The organism is Flavobacterium rhamnosi (assembly GCF_048286515.1).
GTDB lineage: Bacteria > Bacteroidota > Bacteroidia > Flavobacteriales > Flavobacteriaceae > Flavobacterium.
Map to the genome: position 1 here is coordinate 141,924 of NZ_JBLVPS010000008.1, position 21,966 is coordinate 163,889.

A 21,966-nucleotide genomic window follows, 5' to 3' on the forward strand; every position below is an offset into this window, starting at 1 on the left:
AAAAAAACAAACATTCCTATAAAAAAACAGTGTTGTTAAATATTTGATAAAAACATCAAAATAATTGTTTTTGATCCTATAAATCAAAGTACTATTGTGAAAAAAATCTTGTTTAGAGCGTATCCTTTATGTAAAAAATCAAAAGTGCCATCTCAATATCTCGCCCTACAGTCATCTTAATTGTCTGAAAATAGCAAGAGGACCATTTATTAATCTGTTTTTTCTAACGACAAATTCTGGTTTAGGATCAATTATGAAGTAATCGGGAGCACTATGATTTGTTTTTTAAAAAATGCACACAGTTTATTTGAACAAATCTGGATTTGCTATTTTTATCTTTTGATTTATTTAGTGTAAAAACCACATTAATAAATTATGAAACCTAAAAGGAAGTTTATATATTTACCTAAAAAAAGCTAGTATGTTAAATAGTTATAGTTCTGCTGACAAGGTTTTATTAGCGGTAGATTGTATCATTTTCGGATTTGACGAGGAAGGATTAAAAATACTTTTGATTAAAAGAGATTTCGAACCTGAGAAGGGCAAGTGGTCTTTAATAGGAGGATTTCTAAGAAAAGATGAGGTGCTGGATAGTGCAGCCATTAGAATACTTAATAACTATACGGGACTTCAAGAGATTTATATGGAGCAATTGTATACTTATAGTGAAATAAATCGTGATCCTGTTGAAAGAACTATTTCCGTTGCTTATTATGCTTTGATTAATATCGAAAATCATAATGCGGAATTGACTCAAAATTATCATGCACAATGGTTTAGTATTGCACAGGCACCTAAATTAATTTTTGACCATGATTCCATGGTAGAACACGCGATTAGAAGATTGCGTTACAGAACCTCCACGAAGCCTGTCGGATTTGAGCTTTTGCCGGAAAAATTCACCATGCGTCAATTGCTGGAATTATACGAAGCTATTTTAAGCAAAGAACTGGACAAGAGAAATTTTATCAGTAAGATAAATTCGTTGGATATCCTTGTAAAATTAGAGGAGAAAGACATGATGTCTTCTAGAAAAGGGTCCTATTTATACACGTTTGACAAAGAAAAATATGATGCAAAATTATTGAATGATTTTGTTTTGAATTTATAAACAGTTTTAATTCCAATCTTAAAGCAGTTTTGGATTGACAAAATTGTTTCAGAATTTCAATAAATAAAAAAGGAAGTCTCTGTAAAAAGAGTCTTCCTTTTTTGGTAATAAATAAAAAATGAGCAGAAATAATGCTATTCTCCGGACTACTACAAGTTCATGATTTTAAATTATTTCTAATGAATTAAAACTGTCTTTTTATAAAAATGATTAGAATTAGGGGTCAGTTTTAAATGATTAAACGTTTTGTATTTAACTATTCCCTTTGTTATAATCTGCTAGGAAAGTAGCTAAACCACTATCCGTAAGTGGGTGTTTTAGTAATCCCTCAATAGCGCTTAAGGGACCTGTTATTACATCGGCTCCAATTTTAGCACAATTCAAAATATGCATTACGTGGCGTACTGATGCAGCCAAAATTTGTGTTTCATAGCCATAATTGTCATAAATCAATTTGATTTCTGCAATTAATGCCATTCCATCAGTAGAAATATCATCTAATCTTCCGATGAAAGGAGATACATAAGTGGCTCCGGCTTTTGCAGCGAGTAAAGCTTGACCTGCAGAAAATACTAAAGTACAGTTGGTTTTTATTCCTTTATCCGAAAAGTATTTTATTGCTTTTATTCCTTCTTTAATCATTGGAATTTTCACTACGATTTGAGGATGCAAAGCGGCTAATCTTTCTCCTTCAGCAATCATTCCGGCTAAATCAGTTGAGATCACTTCGGCACTAACATCGCCATCGACCAATTCACATATTTTTACATAATGCGCAATGATATTTTCAGCTCCTGTAATTCCCTCCTTCGCCATAAGTGACGGGTTGGTGGTTACTCCGTCTAGGATTCCCAGATCATTGGCTTCTTTAATGTCTTTTAAATTTGCTGTATCGATAAAAAATTTCATGTCTTAATTATTTAGTTTTTTGGTTACTTATTTACTTTCTTCAATATATTTAAGGATTTCCTCACAAGCGTGTTCGCTTGTAAATCCAAATTTTTCGTCCAACACACTTGCCGGAGCGGAATAGCCGAAATGATCTAATCCAATCACTTTTCCGCTATCACTAATCAGGCCTTCGAGATTTACCGGAAGTCCGGCGGTAAGGCCAAATACCAATTTCTCTTTTGGAATGATACTTTCTTGGTACGCTTTCGATTGTTGTTTGAATAAACCTTCGGATATAATTGAGGCTACGTTTATTTTTAGATTTTTTTCTTTTTCTAATATAAATGCAGCTGCTAAAAGTGTAGCTACTTCCGATCCATTTGCGATTAAAGTGATATCGGGATTTTGCGTAGATTTCACTAAGTAGCCTCCTTTTGTCGCCTCCTTTGCCTCCTCATACCTTGAGGTTCCTTGTGCAGGTATGTCTTTGATATTTTGTCTGGATAGGATCAGTCCTGTTGGTGTTTTAGTGTTGTTTAATGCCATATTCCAGGCTACAGAAGTTTCTATAGCATCAGCAGGGCGGAGTGCCAATAAACTTTGATTACCAGAATGGTTTTTTATTTTTTCCATTAAGCGTATTTGCGCTTCCTGTTCAATCGGTTGATGCGTTGGTCCGTCTTCACCCACACGGAATGAATCGTGTGTCCAAACATATTTAACGGGAAGTTCCTGGATGGCTGCTAATCGGATGGCAGGTTTCATATAATCAGAAAACACAAAAAACGTTGCCACTACAGGAATAATGCCTCCATGAAGTGCAATTCCGTTTGCTATGGCAGTCATAGTCAGTTCTGCAACACCGGCTTGCAAAAAGGCTCCGCTGAAATCATTTTTTTGCAAGATGGATGACTTTTTTAGGAAACCATCTGTTTTATCACTGTTTGATAAATCTGCCGAAGAAACAATCATATTTTCCACATGTTCTGCCAAATAAGCCAACACGGCAGAAGAAGCATCTCGTGTAGCTGCATTGGGTTTTTGGACAACACTGCTTAAATCTAATTCAGGGAGTTTTCCGGAGAAAAACAAATCCATCTTTTGAGACAGTGCTGCGTTTTCTTTTCTCCAAGTAGCAATTTGAAGTTTCTTATAGGCTGATTTTTCCGATTTTATCGCTAGTATTTTGGTATAGTATGTTTCCACTTCTTCAAAAATCGCAAATGGATTTTCAGGATTTGCTTGTAGATTAAGAAGTGTTTTTACATAATCTGCTTTGGTTTCGCCAATCGGTTTTCCGTGTAATTCACATTCTCCTTCATACATGTCGCCCGTTGCTGTAACGGTACCTTTTCCCATAATTGTTTTTCCAATTATCAAAGTAGGTTTTTCGGATTCTTCATTAGCTGCATTCAGTGCTTTTCTAATTTGCGCATGGTCATGACCGTCTATGGTTATTACATTCCATCCCCAAGCGTTATATTTCATCGCTGTATCTTCCGAGGTAACTTCGTCGGTCATGGAAGAAAGCTGCACATCATTAGAGTCATAAAACATAATGAAATTATTCAATCCTAAATGGCCGGCTATTCTTCCTGCTCCTTGAGAAATTTCTTCTTGAACACCACCATCGGTAATGAAACCGTATATTTTATGATTAAAAAGACCTTTAAATCGGGCATCTAAAAATTTCGCAGCAATGGCGGCTCCAACACCCATAGCGTGTCCCTGACCAAGAGGGCCTGAGGTGTTTTCGATTCCTCTCAGTACATCTACTTCAGGGTGACCAGGGGTAACGGAACCCCATTGTCTAAAATTTTGAAGGTCTTCTTTTTTATAATTGCCCAGTAAATAATATTGGGAATACATTAATGCGGATAGATGCCCCGCATCCATAAAGAAACGATCTCTAAAAGTCCAGTCCATTTCAGCAGGATCAAAATTGAGATACTCTGAGTATAAAATATGCATATAATCTGCAGCTCCCATAGCACCACCGGGATGTCCCGACTTTGCTTTTTCTACCATAGAAATGGCGAGTGCTCTTATATTATCAGCGGCTAATTGGTCAATTTTTTTATTCATAATTTAATTATAATAGTTTCTTGTAAATCAGAAAAGTTGGTTCAGGTTTGAAAATAGTAATAGCTTTAAAAACGAATCGTTGTATTCAATTATTGTTAGTTGTTGTTCTTAAGTCCGTCAAATAAAATGCTGTTTGTAAGTATTTAATGCAGGAATTAATAATAAGTGTAAAAAATACATTTGCAAATGTATGTAAATTTATTTTACAAAAACAAATAAATTATTTTTGTTGTCTTTTAAAAGAGGAACCTCATTTTTTTCTAAGAAGGGAATTGTTTTTTTTTTATAAGGAATTCCTAATAATCAAAGCGCACTTATTTTCTATTTGCTCTTTTTTTCCTTTTAAAATCATCTGTGCTAAAATTTTTCCCATGGCTTCAAAATTCGTTGAAATTGTTGTAATTCCATTTGCGACCACTTTTTTGAGAGGAGTTTCATTATAGGAAATAATGCCAAAATCACTGCCTAATTTTAAGTTTTGATACTTTGATCTTTCAATCACACGGACCAGATCCCTGTCGTTTGGGATTATATATACTTCACCGATTGTTATTTTTCTGTCCGTAAATTCGGTAATGACTTCGTAGTCGAATGAATGGTCATCGCAAAAATTCAAAAAACCTTCTTTCATTCCCGGTGGTTCTCTAAATCCAGGGAAAATCATAATGAGCTTTTTATATTTATTTAACTTAGATTTTGCTTTGTCTAAACCATCAAAGATGTCTTTCTTATGATTCTGGTATATTGCGGGATAGGATTCTAGTTCAGGATTGGTCTGATCCAGTATGAAAACTTCATTTACTGGTAGGGTTTTTATAAAATCAGAGACATCAATTAAGTTGGTTGGCATTATGATGTACTTCGTGTAATTTCCATTATTATCGTTTATTAATTTTTTGAAAACTTGTACATTAAAATAATGGAAAAAAATATCTACCTGTACATTTTTTCCAATATTTTTTACAAACGAATTGTAGGTGTCTTCTTTGAAAATGTTTAACTCGTCAAAAAGTAAAAAAATCCTTTGTTTGATAGTGATTTCAATACTTTTAATGTAATATCCTTTGCCTGGAATAGCATAAATAATGCCTCTTTTTTTTAATTCATCGTATGCCTGTAGAACGGTATCACGTGATAATGATGAGGCTAAACAAACTTTATTTACGGAGGGAAGTCGGTCTCCTTTTTTTAGTTTCTCTTCTTCTATTGCCTTCTCAACTGAAAGAATTATCTGCTTATATTTTGGTACACCAAGGTTGTTTTGGATCGAAATAATTTTCATAAATAAACATTTTTCGTGCAATATACGAAAAACTGGTAGGTACTGGTATGCTAAAGTGAATTAATCGTATAATTTTGAATTTGATATTTCGCAAAAAAATATTGAAAATAAAACACATATCATATTTTATGACTAATTATATAATGGAATTATTTGGTTTGATGCCTGGAGGTGAAGTTGTCGATTCTTATGAATTGACGAACAAAAATGGAATGCAATTGAATGTAATCAATTATGGCGCTACCATTACTTCACTGAAAATGCCACTGAAAAATGGTGAAATTGTGGATGTAGTTTTGGGGTTTGATACTTTAGAAGCATATATTAATTCTTTTGATTTAGAAAGTGCTCCTTATTTGGGCGCAACAGTTGGGAGATTTGCCGGAAGAATAAAGGATGGTACTTTTAGTTTAAATGGGAAAAAATCTTTTTTAAATAAAAACAATGCTAATCATTCGTTGCATGGTGGAAATAAGAACTTCAGCCAAAAGGTTTGGAACGTTGAAAATAGTACTGAGGGTAAAAATCCATCAATAACTTTCTCCTATTCCAGTCCAGATAATGAAGAGAATTATCCGGGAGAATTATCCGTTGAGTTAACCTATACTTTATCTGAGGAAAATGAATTAATTATAGAATACAAAGCAAATACTACAGAGGATACTATTGTGAATTTAACGCATCATAGTTATTTCAATCTCGATGGTCACCAATCCGATATCTCAGAACAGGAATTGATTGTGAATTCTGTAAAAATGTTGGAGACGACAAATGAAAATATTCCAACGGGAAGGTTCTTAAACGTTGCTGATTCTTCTTTTGATTTTACGCAGCCAAAAAAATGCCCTTCGAAAATTGATACTACGTTTGTTTTAGAAAAAGAAAATGAATTTTCGGCTTCGCTTTTTAATAAAAAGAACAATCTAAAAATGGCAGTTTATACCAATCAACCCGGAGTTCATATTTATGTAGGCGGTAATTGTTTCAACGCTATTAAAGGAAAAGAAAATGCGGATTATCATGCATTGAGCGGTATTTGTTTTGAAACACAAAATTTTCCTGATGCACCAAATCACGAACATTTTCCAAATTCAGTTTTGAAAAGAGAGAAAACGTATTATCATAAAACGATTTATAAGTTTCAATCCTTTTAACAAAAAACAATTATAATAAATACTGTTTTTTATTTGTTTAAAAATTTTATATCACATCCAAAAATGAATTCGATTTTGAAACCTTCTATTTTTCTACTGTTAATTGTACTGACTTTTTCTTTTGGGAGAATAGAGGCTCAATCAAGAACGAAAGTTAATTTTGGTTCTGATTGGGAATTCAAAAGAGAAGAAAACAACAATTCTGATTGGGAGAAAGTAACGATTCCGCACACTGCAAAAATAGAGCCTTTGGTTGTCAATAACCAGTTTCAGGGAACGTCTTGGTATCAAAAAAAGTTCAAAATCGAAAATTCAAAAAACAAGAAAGTCTTTCTTTATTTTGAAGGAGTGATGCAAGAAGCGGATGTTTGGATAAACGATCAAAAAGTATCCAATCATAAAGGGGGTTATTTGCCTTTTACGGTTGATGTTACTGCGTTTTTAAATTCGAAAAGAGACAATGTAATCAAAGTGAAAGTCAACAATGAAGACAATCCAGAGTTCCTTCCCGGGAAACCGCTAAAGGACTTAGACTTTAATTACTATGGTGGGATTTACAGAAATGTTTATTTGATCACGACAAATAAAGTATACATTACTAATGCGGTAGAGGCGAATAAAACAGCTAGTGGCGGGGTTTATGTAAATTTTGAAAAGAGCAATAAAAATCAAGCTTTTGGTTCGGTTCAGGTGCATTTGAAAAATGAGTTTTCGGTTGAAAAGCGTGTTTCATTGAAATGTATTCTAACTAACAACGATGGAGAAAAACAAGAGTTTAATTCGGAGCCAGTTGTTGTAGATTCAAATACAGATATTGCCATTACGCAAAATATTGAGGTGAAAAACCCGAAACTATGGTCGATTTCTAAACCTAATTTGTACCATTTAGAAGTTCAGTTGATTTCAAATGGTAAAATCATTGATAGTTATTCGGAAAAGGTAGGAATTCGAAAATCAGAACTGAAAGAGGATGGCTACTATCTCAATGATGAGAAATTATACATCACAGGGACTAACCAACATCAGGAATATCCCTATTTAGGATACGCTATTTCCGATGAAGCCCAGTATCGTGATGCAGTGAAAATTAAAAATGCCGGATTTGACTTTGTGCGATTATCACACTACCCTCATGCTGAAGCTTTCCTGGATGCTTGTGATGAACTAGGAATCCTGGTTATGAACAGTTTAACGGGATGGCAGTTTTTTGGAAATGAAATCTTTCAAAAAAATGCTATTAAAGATATCCGGGATATGGCAAGAAGAGACAGAAACCACCCGAGTATTATTTTTTGGGAGGCGTCTTTGAATGAAACCGAAATGAGTGAAAGTTTCATGAGTGAAGCCACTAAAGCACTAAAAGAGGAATTACCTTTTCCACACAATTACAGTGCCTGTTGGATTGATAATCCGAACTACGATATTTTTATTCCTGCACGCCAACACGGAAAGTCACCAGACTATTGGACGAAATACAACAAAGGAAATAGAAAGATATTTATAGCCGAATATGGCGATTGGGAGTATTATGCACAAAATGCCGGATTCAATCAAAAGGAATTTTCAAATTTGAAAGAGGAGGAGAGAACTTCTCGTCAGTTACGTAGTAACGGTGAAAAGCGATTGTTGCAACAAGCGTATAATTTTCAGGAAGCAGCGAATTCAAATAGAAAAGGAACACAGACTATTGGTGAAGCAAACTGGGTGATGTTTGATTACAATCGTGGTTATAGCAATGATTTAGAGAGTTCAGGGATAAGTGATATTTTCAGAATTCCAAAGTTTGCTTATTCGTTTTACCAGAGTCAGCGCAATGCAGCTATAGCTTTGGACGCTAAATTAATATCTGGACCAATGGTACAAATTGCAAATTATTGGACAGAAAATTCCCCGTTGAGTGTTACTGTTTACAGTAATTGTGATGAAGTTGCTTTGTATTTAAATGATGTCTTGGTTGGCAGACAAAAACCAACAATAAATCAAAATAGTGATGAATTGAAGGATGCACCGTTTGTTTTTAAAGTAGAAAAATTTACTGCCGGGACATTGCGTGCCGAAGGTTTTGTTAAAGGAGAAAAAGCCGTTTCAAATGTTGTTAAAACACCTGAACGTGCTACTAAAATTGCAATGAGTTACGATGTTTCGTCAAAAGAGATCAATCCAATTTTTCCTGATATGGTGTTTGTTTATGCCAAAATTACAGATGAAAACGGAACGGTTATTCCTGATGCCACCAATGAAGTGACTTTTGTTTTAAGCGAGGGTGATGCGGAATTAATAGGGGAAAATCCAGTAAAAGCGGAGGCAGGAATTGCTACTATTATCCTTAAAACAGCTGGCTTAAAAAAATCAATAGTACTAACGTCAAGTTCCGAACGATTACAAAATGGGACGCTTACAATTTCTAAATAATGAATGATATTTTAATTAAAAAAACAACCGCTTTTTTTAAACAGACATTTGGTACAGAGCCAAAAAAAATAGTGCTTTCACCAGGAAGAATTAATATTATTGGGGAACATATTGATTACAACGATGGATATGTTTTGCCTGCAGCGATTGACAAAATTATTTGTTTTGCGTTCGAAAAAAGTAATTCGAATACAGCAAGGATAATCGCCATAGATCTTGATGATGAATTTGAAATTGATCTTAGCAGTGCAATGGAGCTAACGGATAATGTTTGGACCAATTATATCCGTGGTGTTGTTAATCAATTGAAAATAAATGGTTTTCAATTTGATGGATTTAACTGTGTTTTTAGCAGTAATATTCCTGTTGGTTCTGGTTTATCTTCTTCAGCAGCGTTAGAATGTGGATTTTTATTTGGAATAAATGAACTTTTTAATTTGAATATTAAGCCAATTGATATTGCATTAATGGGACAAAAAGCAGAGCATTGGGTAGGCATCAATTGTGGGATAATGGATCAGTTTTCAAGTGTCATGGGTTTAGAAAATAAGGTCATAAAAATTGATTGTAAAACATTGGAATTCGAATATCATGACGCTAATTTCAGTGACTATTCTCTGATTTTATTTGATTCTAATGTGAAACATTCTTTGATGACCTCGGCTTATAATGAAAGAAGACAGCAATGTGAAGAAGGTATTGCTATTATAAAAAATAATTTTCCTGAGATAAATAGTTTTAGAGATTGTACGGAACAGCACGTGTTAGGATTAAAAGAATTAATGAGTGAGAATGTTTTCAAAAGATGCCTTTTTGTTGTAAAAGAAATCAAGAGGGTGCAACAAGCCTGTGAGGCTTTAGACAAAGGAGATATTAAAACTTTAGGCAGACTAATGTTTGAAACTCATGAAGGATTATCGGTTGATTATGAAGTCAGCTGCGCTGAATTAGACTTGATAGTAGACATTCTTAAAGAAGAAGAAGCTGTAATTGGTTCCCGATTAATGGGAGGTGGATTTGGTGGTTGCACAATCAACTTGATAAAAAAGGGGCATGAACAGGATATTAAAGAGAAACTTTCGGCACTTTATTTTGATGCTTTTGGAATAGAATTAAAAATTTATGATGTTAAAATCGGAAACGGTACATCACTTTATAACAATAACTAGAATGAAAAATTTTGATATCAACGAAGACCCGCACAGACGTTATAACCCGTTAATCAACGAGTGGGTTTTGGTTTCTCCACATCGTTCAAAAAGACCTTGGCAGGGACAAAACGAAACAGTTAGCTCAGATTCTTTACCAGAATATGATCCGACTTGTTACTTATGTCCAGGAAATGTTCGCGCAAATGGCGAGGTAAATCCAGCATATGAAAACGCTTTTGTTTTTGAAAATGATTTTGCTGCTTTAAAGCAAGAGGAGATTATTTTTGAGGATACTAAAAAAGAAACGTTTTTCAAAGCACAACCGGAAAGAGGAATTTCCAGAGTGGTGTGTTTCTCTCCAAAACACAATCTGACTTTGCCGGAAATGTCTGTTGCTGCCATTAAAGACATCATTACTACTTGGCAAAAAGAGTATACTGATTTAGGTAAAGTAGATTATATCAATCATGTTCAGATTTTTGAAAATAAAGGAAGTGTAATGGGATGTAGTAATCCACATCCACACGGACAAATCTGGGCACAATCTTCATTGCCGACAGAAGTGGAGAAAACACAGAATAATCTGAAAGCGTATTTTGATAAACATGGAAGTACACTTTTGCGGGATTATTTGCAAGAAGAATTAAAGTTAAACGAACGTATTGTAATTGAGAATGATCATTTTGTAGCTTTAGTGCCTTTTTGGGCAATTTGGCCTTACGAAACGATGATAATCAGCAAACGTCATTTTGGTATGATCACTGATTTAACTGAAACAGAAAAAAACGCTTTTGCGACAATTTTAAAACAGTTAACCACAAAATATGATAATCTTTTTGAAACGTCATTTCCGTATTCGTCAGGAATTCATCAGTCGCCAACTGACGGTGAAGCCCATCCGGAATGGCAATTTCATATGCATTTTTATCCGCCATTGTTGCGTTCTGCAACCGTAAAAAAATTTATGGTTGGGTATGAAATGCTAGGCGAATCACAAAGAGATATTACCCCCGAAAAAAGTGCTGAAATTTTAAAAAACTTATCAGAACTTCATTACAAGCATTCCTCGTAAACTAAATGAAGGATAGTGCGAATTTCAAATGAATTGATCTCCAGCTCAATTTCAATTTCTTTGTTTTCTACGACTCTTTTGTCTTTTTTAAAAGGATAATTAATTTTACCAACCAACCAATTAAAACCATGAATTTATGAAAAACATTAAGGCCGTAAATCAGTTGTTAAGGATTAAAACATTCTTAACCTCTAAACTTACTCTGTCAATCATTATTATGGGCTCGTGCATCAGTTTGCAGGCTCAGAATAGTATTACAGGGTCTGTTGTAGATCAAAAAACATCCCAAACCGTTATTGGCGCTTCTGTAGTAGTCAAAGGAACTACAAATGCAACCATGACTGATGGTGATGGGAATTATAAATTAAACGTAGCTGACCCTAATGCTACACTAGTTTTCTCCTACATCGGATATACTAAAGTTGAAGAAGCTATTGCAGGAAGAAATGTAATAAATGTTTCACTCAGTGAAGAAAATAATACATTAGAAGAAGTAGTAGTAATTGGATACGGAACTGTTAAAAAGAGTGATTTGACAGGAGCTGTTGGAGGATTAAAAGCTGCACAATTGGATTCTCAAAGTAATACAAATTTAGGAAGCGCAATACAAGGTAAAATTGCCGGTGTTACTGTAGAGTCTGCAGGTGGTGCTCCGGGATCGGGAACTAGGATCCAGATTAGAGGTGCCGGATCATTAAACAATAACAATCCTTTGATATTGGTTGATGATATTGCTGTTTCCTCAATGAATAACCTTAACCCAAGTGACATCGAATCAATTCAAGTTTTGAAAGATGCATCTGCGGCTGCAATTTATGGTTCAAGAGCTGCAAACGGTGTAATTTTAATTACCACAAAAAGTGGGAAAAAAGGAGAGATGAAAGTTAGCTTTGATTCTTTTTATGGTGTTGCCAGTGTAACTAAGAAACTAGACTTGTTAAATCAAGAGGAATGGGCAAAAGTAAGTAATGCCGCATATAGCGCTGCAGGAAAAGCACCGTTAGACATTGCTCTAAACCCTCAGGTTCCAGGTGCAGGAATTAATTGGCAGAATGAAATATTCAGAGATGCTCCTACACAAAATTATTCATTAGGGCTTTCTGGAGGATCAGATAATTTGAAATATAATATGTCATTAAGCTACTTTAATCAAGAAGGAGTTATAAAAGAGACAAATTATGACCGTGTCAATTTAAGGGTTAAATCGGATTACAAAAAAGGGATTTTTAAAATTGGAGAAACAGTAATGTTGACCAAAGAAAAAAGAAATGATTTGCCAGGCATGCCAGGTCAGGGAAGGAATATTCTTGGAGCTGCTATATCTATGATTCCTGGATTTGCAATTTATAATGAAGATGCTATAGGTGGATATGGTGGAGCATCAGGTGCGGTTACCGATATCTTTAATCCAGTGGCAGCTTTGAATCTTTTTGATGTAAAAAATGATTATTACCAAGCATTGATTAATACCTATGCTGAAGCAAGTTTCTTTGATGGCTTTAAATATAAATTAAATGTTGGGGTAACGCTTTCTGAGCATAAGAGTTATAACTATACACCACGTTATGAAGTAGGTGGATTCTTCAAGAATTTAAAAAATACTTTAGCGGAAGGAAGTGATTTAAACCAGTATTATCAAATCGAAAATACTTTAAATTACTCAAAAAAATTCGGAAAGCATTCCGTAAATTTATTAGCAGGACATACTGTTTATCAAAATAATTTTCGTTCAATTTTAGGTTCTGTACAAGGAATGCCAGATGGTATATTTGTTCTGGCTGGTGCTGAGCAGCCTGCTATTTCAGGGATTGCCAGTGAGAGTAAATTGATTTCTTATCTTGGACGTGCGATATATTCTTACGATAATAAATACATCCTTACGGCAACTTTCAGACGTGATGGTTCCTCTCGTTTTAGTCCAGAAAATAAATGGGGAAATTTCCCGTCAATTTCTGCAGCATGGGGAATAGGAAAAGAAGATTTTTTCAAAAATCTAGACTTACCGGTATCTGAATTCAAGTTGCGTACAAGTTATGGTATATTAGGAAATCAAGAAATTGGAGATTACCAATACCTTGGATCAATTACATCAGGAATAAGCTATGGTACAGGAGAACCAAATACACTTTGGATCGGTAATATTCAAACAGAATATCCTGCGATTGGATTAAAATGGGAATCAACTACGACAGCCAATGTTGGTTTTGATTTAGGTTTATGGAATGGTAAATTAGATTATACTTTTGACTACTTTCAAAAAAACACATCAGATTTACTTTTACGTGTGCCAATTCCTTTGTCAGTAGGATCTAGTAATGATCCTTATACAAATGCTGGTGAGGTTTCAAATAAAGGTTTTGAGATGGGTTTAACGCTTAATCAAAAAGTAGGAGAAGTTAATTTCTCTATAACTTCTAATATTTCAAGTGTAAAAAATCGTGTTGAAGAATTGAGCACAGGAAGTCAGATTCTTGCAGGTTCTAGTGGATCATTTCATGGATCAGCTGTGACTTACAGTAAAGTAGGGTATCCTATTTATTCTTTTTTCCTTGTTAAGACTGATGGATTATTCAGAACACAAGAGGAACTGGATGCACATAATGTGAATGGAACTCCTATCCAGCCCAGAGCAGCAATAGGAGACATAAGATATGTTGATTTTAATGGAGACGGAAAAATTGATGCAGGAGACAGACAGTTTAGAGGAAGTGCTTTTCCTGATTTCGAATATGGACTACGTATTCAGGCAGATTGGAAAGGAATTGATTTGACTGTTGCCGCTCAAGGTGTTCAGGGCAATGAAATATACAATGGAAATAATACTGACTTAGCAACAGTAAAAGCAAATACAAATTATGCTACTTCAACTTTAGATTCATTTACTTTTAACCCAAACTCTAATTTTCCAAGATTAAATATTGATGATCCAAATGATAATGGTGCTGATTATTCAGATCGTTTCCTTGAAAATGGTTCTTATCTTAGAATAAAAACGATTCAGGTTGGGTATACGTTTCCTAATAATTTAAGTAAAAAATTAGAAATTGACAGATGTCGATTCTATGTTGCAGGAGATAATCTTATCACTTCTACAAAATATACAGGATACAATCCAGATGTTTCGGCTGATGGACTTGGAGGTAGAGGAATAGATTACAAATCGTACCCATTAAGCAAGACTATAATTTTTGGTATGCAACTTAACTTTTAAATCAACGAAAAATGAAAAAGAAATTAATTATATTATATTTTATGGGAGGGCTAGCTTTGCTAAGTTCTTGTTCGGATAACCTTGAATTAGAAAACCCTAGTAAAGTAACAACCGGTTCTTTCTGGCAAACGCCTGAGGATTTGGAGTCTGGATTAGCGACTGTTTACAATGTATTAGTAGATAACAATAACGCAGGTTATTGGGAAATACAAGCAATGCAGCTGAAAGAAAACAGAACAGAAAATTTCGTTGCAAGAAATGATGTGCCTGGTCGTTATGCTGTTTCTACCTATAAAAACACACCAAGTACAAATGAGACTACTGGAATGTATAAAGCATTGTACATTGGTATATTTCGTGCTAATCAAGTAATCAATTATGCTCCTCAAATCAAAAATATTGATGAAACAAAAAGAGCACAAATAGTTGCTGAAGCTACTTTTCTAAGAGGACTGAACTATTTTAATTTAGTAAATGAATTTGGAAGTGTTCCGATTTTTACAGATTTAGTAAAGGAATCAGCAGATTATTTTAAAGAAAAATCGACAGAAGAAGAAGTATGGCAACAAATTATTGCTGATTTTGAAGCGGCAGCAACTAGCCCTCTGCCTGAGATCTATCCTTCAGCTTTAAAAGGCAGAGTGACAAAAAATACTGCAATCGCTTACCTTGGAAAATCGTATTTGTATTTAAAAGATTGGGCAAAAGCGGAAGAGCAATTTTCTAAACTGGTAAATAACGAAACCGCAAATGGGTTTGGTCTTTTGGACGATTACGCGCAATTATTTGATGGTAAGCATGAAAATAGTAAGGAATCAGTGTTTGAAATTCAATTCAGCAGACAAGGTGGTGCTACAATTTGGGGTGGAAATCCATCAGAAAGAACAAGAGCAACTACTATGGCTCAGGAATTAGCACCAGGAGAAGTTGGAGGATGGTTTGAGCTGTTACCTACAAAAAAATTATTAGATGCTATGACCAAAGAGAAAACTACAGATGGTAGTTTTGATCCGAGAGCACTTGCTACTTTGGCATGGGATTATCCGGGAAGTGTTTATTATAATTATAATTTCACATCTAAGTTTAAGGCGACTGATATATGGATAAGAAAAAATCAAAACTGGTGGAATAACGATGAAGGAGATTGGAAATCAGAATTGAACGAATATGCAATGCGTTATGCTGATGTACTTTTAATGCTTGCTGAGGCAAAAACGATGCAAGGAAAAGTTGGTGAAGCAATACCTTTAGTTAAAAGAATAAGAGACAGAGCAAAGTTGGCTACTATCACAATGACAGGATGGAGTCAAACCCAAATGATGGATGAGATTATGCATCAAAGAAATGTTGAATTTGCTCGTGAAGGAATTCATTGGTATGATTTAAGAAGATGGGGTACTTTAGAAAAAGTAATCAAAGAAAGCCAAGTTGGCGGTTATCTTAATTACTCGGCTAAATACAACTACTTCCCTATTCCGGAAAGTGAGTTGAATAACAACCCAAAAATGACACAAAATGCCAATTGGTAATAAGGGTCATATATTTTAGTTAGTAAAAGGTTAAAAATAAGAATTTGACAAATGGTTAATGAACTATATCATAGTGCATTAATCATTTGTCATCTCTTATAAAAAATATCCGATAGCTTTAGGTTTATCAGATAAAAGTATTTCGATTTTAAAAATTCATTATAAATGAAAAAAGCAACAATTTTAGCCTGCATTTTTACAGTTATTTCTTTGGTTGTGTTCGCACAAGAAAAGCCAATGATTAATGATTGGGAAAATCCAGCAATATTTCAGATTAATAGAGAACCTGCAAGAGCTGCATTTTTACCTTATGCTGATGAATCATCTGCTATTGCTGATGATTATACGCGTTCTCCTTGGTTTCTAACTTTAGACGGAAAATGGAAATTTAATTGGGCACCAACACCCGATCAGCGTCCTAAAGATTTTTTTAAAACAGATTTTAATACAACCAACTGGAAAGAAATTTCTGTGCCTTCAAACTGGGAATTGGGCGGGTATGGAATTCCTATTTACACTAATATAATCTATCCATTTGTTAAAAATCCACCGTTCATTGATCATGCAGATAATCCAGTAGGGTCTTACCGACGTGCTTTCGAGTTGCCAGAAAATTGGAACGGACGTCGTGTTTATCTTCATTTTGAAGCAGGAACTTCAGCGATGTATATTTGGATAAATGGAGAAAAAGTAGGGTATAGTGAAAATACGAAAAGTCCAACGGAATTTGATATTACTAAATACGTAAAAGCTGGTAAAAACCAGGTTGCCGTTGAGGTGTATCGTTGGAGTGATGGTTCTTATTTAGAAGATCAAGATTTTTGGCGTTTGTCAGGAATAGATCGTGACGTTTACCTTTATAGTACGGCTAATACTCGTATTGCAGATTTCTTTGCACGTCCTGATCTTGACGATTCTTATAAAAACGGAAGTCTGTCTGTTGATGTTAAACTTAAGAACATGAACAAGGTTACAAAAAATAACCAAACTGTAGAAGCTAAATTAGTGGATGCAGCAGGAAAGGAAGTTTTTACAAAAACGATTAAAATAAATTTAAAAGCAAATTCAACGGAATCAGTTAGCTTTACTGAAAAAGTAGACGCACCACTTTTATGGAACAATGAAAATCCTTATTTATATACTTTATTGCTTACGCTTAAAGATGACAATGGAAAGTTCGTGGAGACGGTTTCTACTCAAATCGGTTTCCGAAAAGTAGAATTAAAGAACGGACAGTTGTTGGTTAACGGCATCCGAATCATGGTGCATGGTGTAAATATCCATGAACATAATCCTAAAACGGGTCATTATCAAAATAAAGAAACCATGATGAAGGACATTCGCATGATGAAGCAGTTAAACATCAATGCAGTGCGAAGCAGCCATTACCCTTCTAATTTGGAGTGGGTTAAGTTGTGTAATCAGTATGGTTTGTTCTTGGTAGACGAGGCTAACATTGAAACTCATGGTATGGGTGCTGAATTGCAAGGTTCTTTCGATAAAACAAAACATCCTGCTTATCTGCCGGCGTGGAAAGCAGCACATATGGATCGAATTTACAGTTTGGTAGAGCGCGATAAAAACCAACCTTCTGTAATTCTTTGGTCTTTGGGTAATGAGTGTGGAAACGGACCTGTTTTTCAAGAGGCTTATAATTGGGTAAAAAACAGAGATAAAACACGATTGGTTCAATTTGAGCAAGCTGGTGAAGAAGAAAATACCGATGTAGTTTGTCCTATGTATCCTAGTATGGATTATATGAGAGAGTATGCTAAACGCAAAGAGGTCAAACGTCCGTTTATTATGTGCGAATACTCACATGCTATGGGGAATAGTAGTGGTAATTTTCAGGAATACTGGGATATTATTCGTAGCAGCAATAACATGCAGGGGGGATTTATCTGGGATTGGGTAGATCAGGGATTTGAGATGACAGATGAAGTAGGACGCAAATATTGGTCGTATGGTGGAGATATGGGAAGCCAAAATTACACTAACGATGAGAATTTCTGTCATAATGGATTAGTTTGGCCAGATCGTACACCACACCCAGCTGCTTTTGAAGTGAAAAAAGTGTATCAGGATATTCTGTTCACAGGGGTTGATTTAAAGCAAGGAATTATTCAGGTAGAAAATGGATTTGGTTATACAAATCTAGAGAAATACCTTTTCAAATATGAGGTTTTAGAAAACGGGCTGGTCATCAAGACAAGTACTGTTGATATAAGTCTTGCGCCGCAATCCAAGAAACAAATACAACTTGAATTGCCAAAATTAGCGTCAATAGACGGAGTCGAATATCTTTTGAATATTTATGCTTACACAAAAGAAGGTACCGAAGTTTTACCTCAAAATTTTGAAGTTGCCAGAGAACAGTTTTTAATTAGTGAGAGTAAATATTTTATTAAATCAGCAGCAAAAGGGATAAGTCCTATTGTTAAAGAAACGAATGATGCTATCATCCTTAGCGCTGCAGGTGTTGAGGTAACAATAAATAAGAAAACGGGTTTGATGCAGCAATATAGATCTAATGGGGACTATTTTTTCAATCAAATGCCAGTTCCTAATTTTTGGCGTGCTCCAACGGATAATGATTTTGGGAATTATATGCAGGTAACCAGTAATGTATGGAGAACTGTGGGAAGATTCAGTAGTTTGAATAGCATAGAGGTTAAGGAAGTGTCTGGTAAAACAATAATAGTGGCCAGTCTTTTCTTAAAAGACGTAGCGTCTTTTTATACAATTACTTACTCGATGGATTCTGATGGTAGTTTAACACTGCAGAATTCATTCAAAGCAGGAAGTAATCCATTGGCTGAAATGCCTCGTTTTGGGATGCTATTCTCTCTTAAAAAAGAGTTGGATAATTTCAGTTACTACGGAAGAGGACCTTGGGAAAATTATCAGGATAGAAACACATCATCTCTGAAAGGAATTTACCAAAGTAAAGTTGCGGATCAATATGTACCTTACACACGGCCTCAAGAAAATGGGTATAAAACAGATGTTCGTTGGCTAACGATTACAAATAATTCAGGAAATGGAATTGAAATCGAAGGTTTACAGCCACTAGGAGTTAGTGCGTTGCATAATTACCCTGAAGATTTTGATCCAGGTTTGACAAAAAAGTACCGTCATACTAGTGATATTACACCACGAAATGAAGTTGTGATTTGTGTTGATTTAGCGCAAAGAGGTGTTGGTGGAGACAATAGTTGGGGTGCTATGCCACACGAACAGTACCAATTGAAAGACAAAGAGTATAGTTACGGTTTTGTTATTAAAGCTAAAAAGAAATAAAAAATTAAAATTTCACTCCTTTTTAGCACTTATAAATAGGGGTGGAATAAATTGAGCGGATACAAATGAAGCTGTTAAAATTAATTATTATGAAAGAAAAACTAGAATCCTATTTTAATAAAAAATATATGGTCACTATATATTTTATGATAAGTGTTATCACATTATCAGCGCAGAAAGTGACTATTCCTATTGCAACTGATAGTAATCTTATGTTGTTGCAAACGGATGATGACAACCGACTCCGAACGGTTTATTTTGGTAAGCCTCTCGCTAACGACAGTGAATATTCCGCTGTTTCAGAGGGCTATAATTTCAAAGACGAAAATGCGGGAATTTATAATGCTACCTATACACCTGCAGGGACATGGAATTTTTCTGAACCTGCAATTCAAGTCAAACATGCTGATGGTAATCCATCTTTGGAACTTAAATATGTAAGTCATAAAACAGAAAAGGTTGACGCTAATTCTTCTCTTACAAGTATTCTTTTAAAGGATGCACTTTATCCTTTTGAAGTTACTTTGTACTATAAAATTTGGACAAAAGAAAATATAATCGAGCAATGGACAGCGATAAAACACAGTGAAAAAAAACCTGTTTTGTTGCAAAAATTTGCTTCTGCTAATTTATATTTCACCAATAAAGATTTTTATCTTACCAGTTTTCAAGGGGAATATTTAAAAGAGATGCAACCCATTGAATCAAAGCTTTTACAAGGGATAAGAACCGTGGATTCTAAACTGGGAACAAGGGCCATGCTTTTGCAAACGCCAAATTTCATAGTGTCGTTCGGTAAACCAGCTTCTGAAAATGAAGGAACTGTAATGTTGGGTCAACTTGCCTGGAGCAGTAATTTCAAACTGGATTTTGAAATAGACTCTTATAAAAATCTTCGCCTTCTCGCAGGAATTAATCCGTATGCATCAGAATATTTATTGCCGGCAAATCAAATTTTCAAAACGCCGTCTTTAATTTATGCATTGTCTAATCATGGCACAGGGGAAGCGAGCCGAAACCTTCATGATTGGGCTCGAAAATACAGATTGTTAGATGGTCAAGGAGAGCGCCTTACATTGTTAAACAATTGGGAAGCGACTTATTTTGATTTTGATGAGAATAAAATTTCTTCTTTATTTAAAGATGCTAAAGACTTAGGAGTAGATATGTTTTTGTTGGATGATGGATGGTTTGGAAATAAGTATCCTAGAAATGACGATAAAGCGGGTCTTGGGGACTGGAAAGAAAATGCAAAGAAGTTGCCGCATGGTTTAGGCTATTTAGTGAAAGAAGCCAAAAAAGAAGGAATAAAGTTTGGGATTTGGATAGAACCTGAAATGGTAAACCCAAAAAGTGAATTATACGAAAAACATCTTGATTGGGTCATCCGACAGCCGGACAGACCTGAGGTTTATTATCGCAATCAGTTGGTACTGGATTTGTCTAATCCGGAAGTACAGGATTTTGTATTTGGAATCGTAGACAATCTGTTTGTTGAAAATCCAGAATTGGCTTTTATAAAATGGGATTGTAATGCCGTTATATATAATGCTTATTCGGCATATCTTAACAAAAAAGGAATTCCTCAATCTAATTTATATATCGATTATGTAAGAGGTTTGTATAAAGTGTTGGAGCGAATCCGTGCCAAATATCCTAAGGTTCCTATGATGTTGTGTTCTGGTGGAGGCGGTCGCGCAGATTATGAATTGCTTAAATATTTTACGGAATTCTGGCCAAGTGATGATACCGAGCCCATAGAAAGAATATTTATGCAATGGGATTATTCTTATTTTTTCCCTGCTATTGCTACCGATAACCACGTTACTGACTGGGGGAAACAACCACTAAAGTTTAGAATTGATGTGGCTAGTATGGGAAAATTAGGATTTGATATAGTAGCAAGCCATTTAAATGAAAACGATAAATTGTTTTGTAAACAGGCAATTGCTAATTACAATTCTTTTAAAAATATTGTATGGCATGGCAACTTGTATCGTTTGATAAATCCTCATGAGAATGATATCTCGGCACTTATGTATGTTAATCCAGAAAAGAGTAAAGCGATTGTTTTTAATTATTTGGTAAATAACCGCTTCAAGATAACCGCTACACAAAGACCTGTTGTTTTGGATGGATTAGATCCGAAGAAAAAATATACCGTAAAGGAAATTAACTTGTATCCTGGAACTAAATCATCAATCTCTTCTGAGAAAGTATATACAGGAGATTTTCTTATGAAAGTAGGGGTCAATCCTAATGTTACTTTACAAAGAACTAGTGTGTTGCTTGAAATAAATGAAGTAAGATAACCGGAAATATTAAAAATAAGAATATTAGATTCATTATAAAAGTAAATTATGAAAGTATTAGTTACAGGCGGCTTAGGTTTTATTGGCTCGCATACTGTTGTCGAATTGCAAAACGAAGGATTTGAAGTTGTAATTATTGACAATCTTTCTAACTCATCTGAAGAAGTTTTGAAAGGAATTATCGCGATAACGGGTAAAACGCCTCTTTTTGAAAAATTGGATTTAAGAGAGAAAACAACGGTTCAGGATTTTTTTAAAAGACATTCTGATGTTGCTGGCGTAATCCATTTTGCAGCTTCTAAAGCTGTTGGTGAGAGTGTAGAAAAGCCTTTGTTGTACTATGAAATACCCATGATTTAGCAAGCGCAAACCCCCATGAGTTTTTCACGGAACGTGAATATATTCGTAAATTAGATGTCTAAAAAACATTTAAGATTATGGAAACAGTTCAATTCG

At 34.7% G+C, this 21,966-nt stretch carries 12 protein-coding genes and 1 pseudogene; 10 read left to right on the forward strand and 3 right to left on the reverse strand.

Annotated features, from left to right (window positions below; translation table 11 throughout):
- The first annotated feature begins 421 nt into the window (after nucleotides 1-421).
- Nucleotides 422-1,111, forward strand: a complete 690-nt coding sequence (locus ACNQGN_RS08900) for an NUDIX hydrolase (protein ID WP_417987476.1) — start codon at nucleotides 422-424, stop codon at nucleotides 1,109-1,111.
- A gap of 252 nt (nucleotides 1,112-1,363) precedes the next feature.
- On the opposite strand, the gene fsa is transcribed toward ACNQGN_RS08900, so the two are convergent.
- From fsa to ACNQGN_RS08915, 3 genes are all read right to left on the reverse strand, one after another.
- Nucleotides 1,364-2,020, reverse strand: a complete 657-nt coding sequence (gene fsa, locus ACNQGN_RS08905; protein ID WP_417987477.1) for a fructose-6-phosphate aldolase — start codon at nucleotides 2,018-2,020, stop codon at nucleotides 1,364-1,366.
- A 27-nt stretch (nucleotides 2,021-2,047) separates the two neighbouring features.
- Complete coding sequence (locus tag ACNQGN_RS08910; RefSeq protein ID WP_417987478.1) at nucleotides 2,048-4,087, reverse strand: transketolase family protein; 2,040 nt, start codon at nucleotides 4,085-4,087, stop codon at nucleotides 2,048-2,050.
- A 283-nt stretch (nucleotides 4,088-4,370) separates the two neighbouring features.
- Nucleotides 4,371-5,369 (reverse strand): GntR family transcriptional regulator, encoded by a 999-nt coding sequence (locus tag ACNQGN_RS08915; protein ID WP_417987479.1) that lies wholly within the window; start codon nucleotides 5,367-5,369, stop codon nucleotides 4,371-4,373.
- Between the two features lie 128 nt (nucleotides 5,370-5,497).
- Between ACNQGN_RS08915 and ACNQGN_RS08920 the strand changes: the two genes are divergently transcribed.
- The 9 genes and pseudogenes from ACNQGN_RS08920 to ACNQGN_RS08960 form a co-directional block, all read left to right on the forward strand.
- On the forward strand, nucleotides 5,498-6,523 hold the full coding sequence (locus ACNQGN_RS08920; protein ID WP_417987480.1) for an aldose epimerase family protein: 1,026 nt from the start codon (nucleotides 5,498-5,500) through the stop codon (nucleotides 6,521-6,523).
- Between the two features lie 63 nt (nucleotides 6,524-6,586).
- On the forward strand, nucleotides 6,587-8,935 hold the full coding sequence (locus ACNQGN_RS08925; RefSeq protein WP_417987481.1) for a glycoside hydrolase family 2 TIM barrel-domain containing protein: 2,349 nt from the start codon (nucleotides 6,587-6,589) through the stop codon (nucleotides 8,933-8,935).
- On the forward strand, nucleotides 8,935-10,104 hold the full coding sequence (gene galK / locus ACNQGN_RS08930; protein WP_417987482.1) for a galactokinase: 1,170 nt from the start codon (nucleotides 8,935-8,937) through the stop codon (nucleotides 10,102-10,104). Before ACNQGN_RS08925 ends, galK begins: the two co-directional genes overlap by 1 nt.
- Before the next feature lies 1 nt (nucleotide 10,105).
- On the forward strand, nucleotides 10,106-11,158 hold the full coding sequence (locus ACNQGN_RS08935; RefSeq protein ID WP_417987483.1) for a UDP-glucose--hexose-1-phosphate uridylyltransferase: 1,053 nt from the start codon (nucleotides 10,106-10,108) through the stop codon (nucleotides 11,156-11,158).
- Nucleotides 11,159-11,294: 136 nt separating this feature from the next.
- Nucleotides 11,295-14,369, forward strand: a complete 3,075-nt coding sequence (locus tag ACNQGN_RS08940; RefSeq protein WP_417987484.1) for a SusC/RagA family TonB-linked outer membrane protein — start codon at nucleotides 11,295-11,297, stop codon at nucleotides 14,367-14,369.
- A gap of 11 nt (nucleotides 14,370-14,380) precedes the next feature.
- Nucleotides 14,381-15,898 (forward strand): RagB/SusD family nutrient uptake outer membrane protein, encoded by a 1,518-nt coding sequence (locus ACNQGN_RS08945; protein ID WP_417987485.1) that lies wholly within the window; start codon nucleotides 14,381-14,383, stop codon nucleotides 15,896-15,898.
- A 165-nt stretch (nucleotides 15,899-16,063) separates the two neighbouring features.
- Nucleotides 16,064-19,198: a beta-galactosidase, LacZ type gene (lacZ, locus tag ACNQGN_RS08950; RefSeq protein WP_417987486.1), complete on the forward strand. Its 3,135-nt coding sequence runs from the start codon at nucleotides 16,064-16,066 to the stop codon at nucleotides 19,196-19,198.
- 89 nt (nucleotides 19,199-19,287) lie between these two features.
- Nucleotides 19,288-21,510 carry an alpha-galactosidase gene (locus ACNQGN_RS08955; protein ID WP_417987487.1) on the forward strand — a complete coding sequence of 741 codons (2,223 nt, stop codon included), beginning with the start codon at nucleotides 19,288-19,290 and terminating at the stop codon, nucleotides 21,508-21,510.
- Nucleotides 21,511-21,558: 48 nt separating this feature from the next.
- Nucleotides 21,559-21,855: pseudogene (locus ACNQGN_RS08960) on the forward strand (SDR family NAD(P)-dependent oxidoreductase); the annotation flags it as partial.
- Nucleotides 21,856-21,966 lie beyond the last annotated feature (111 nt).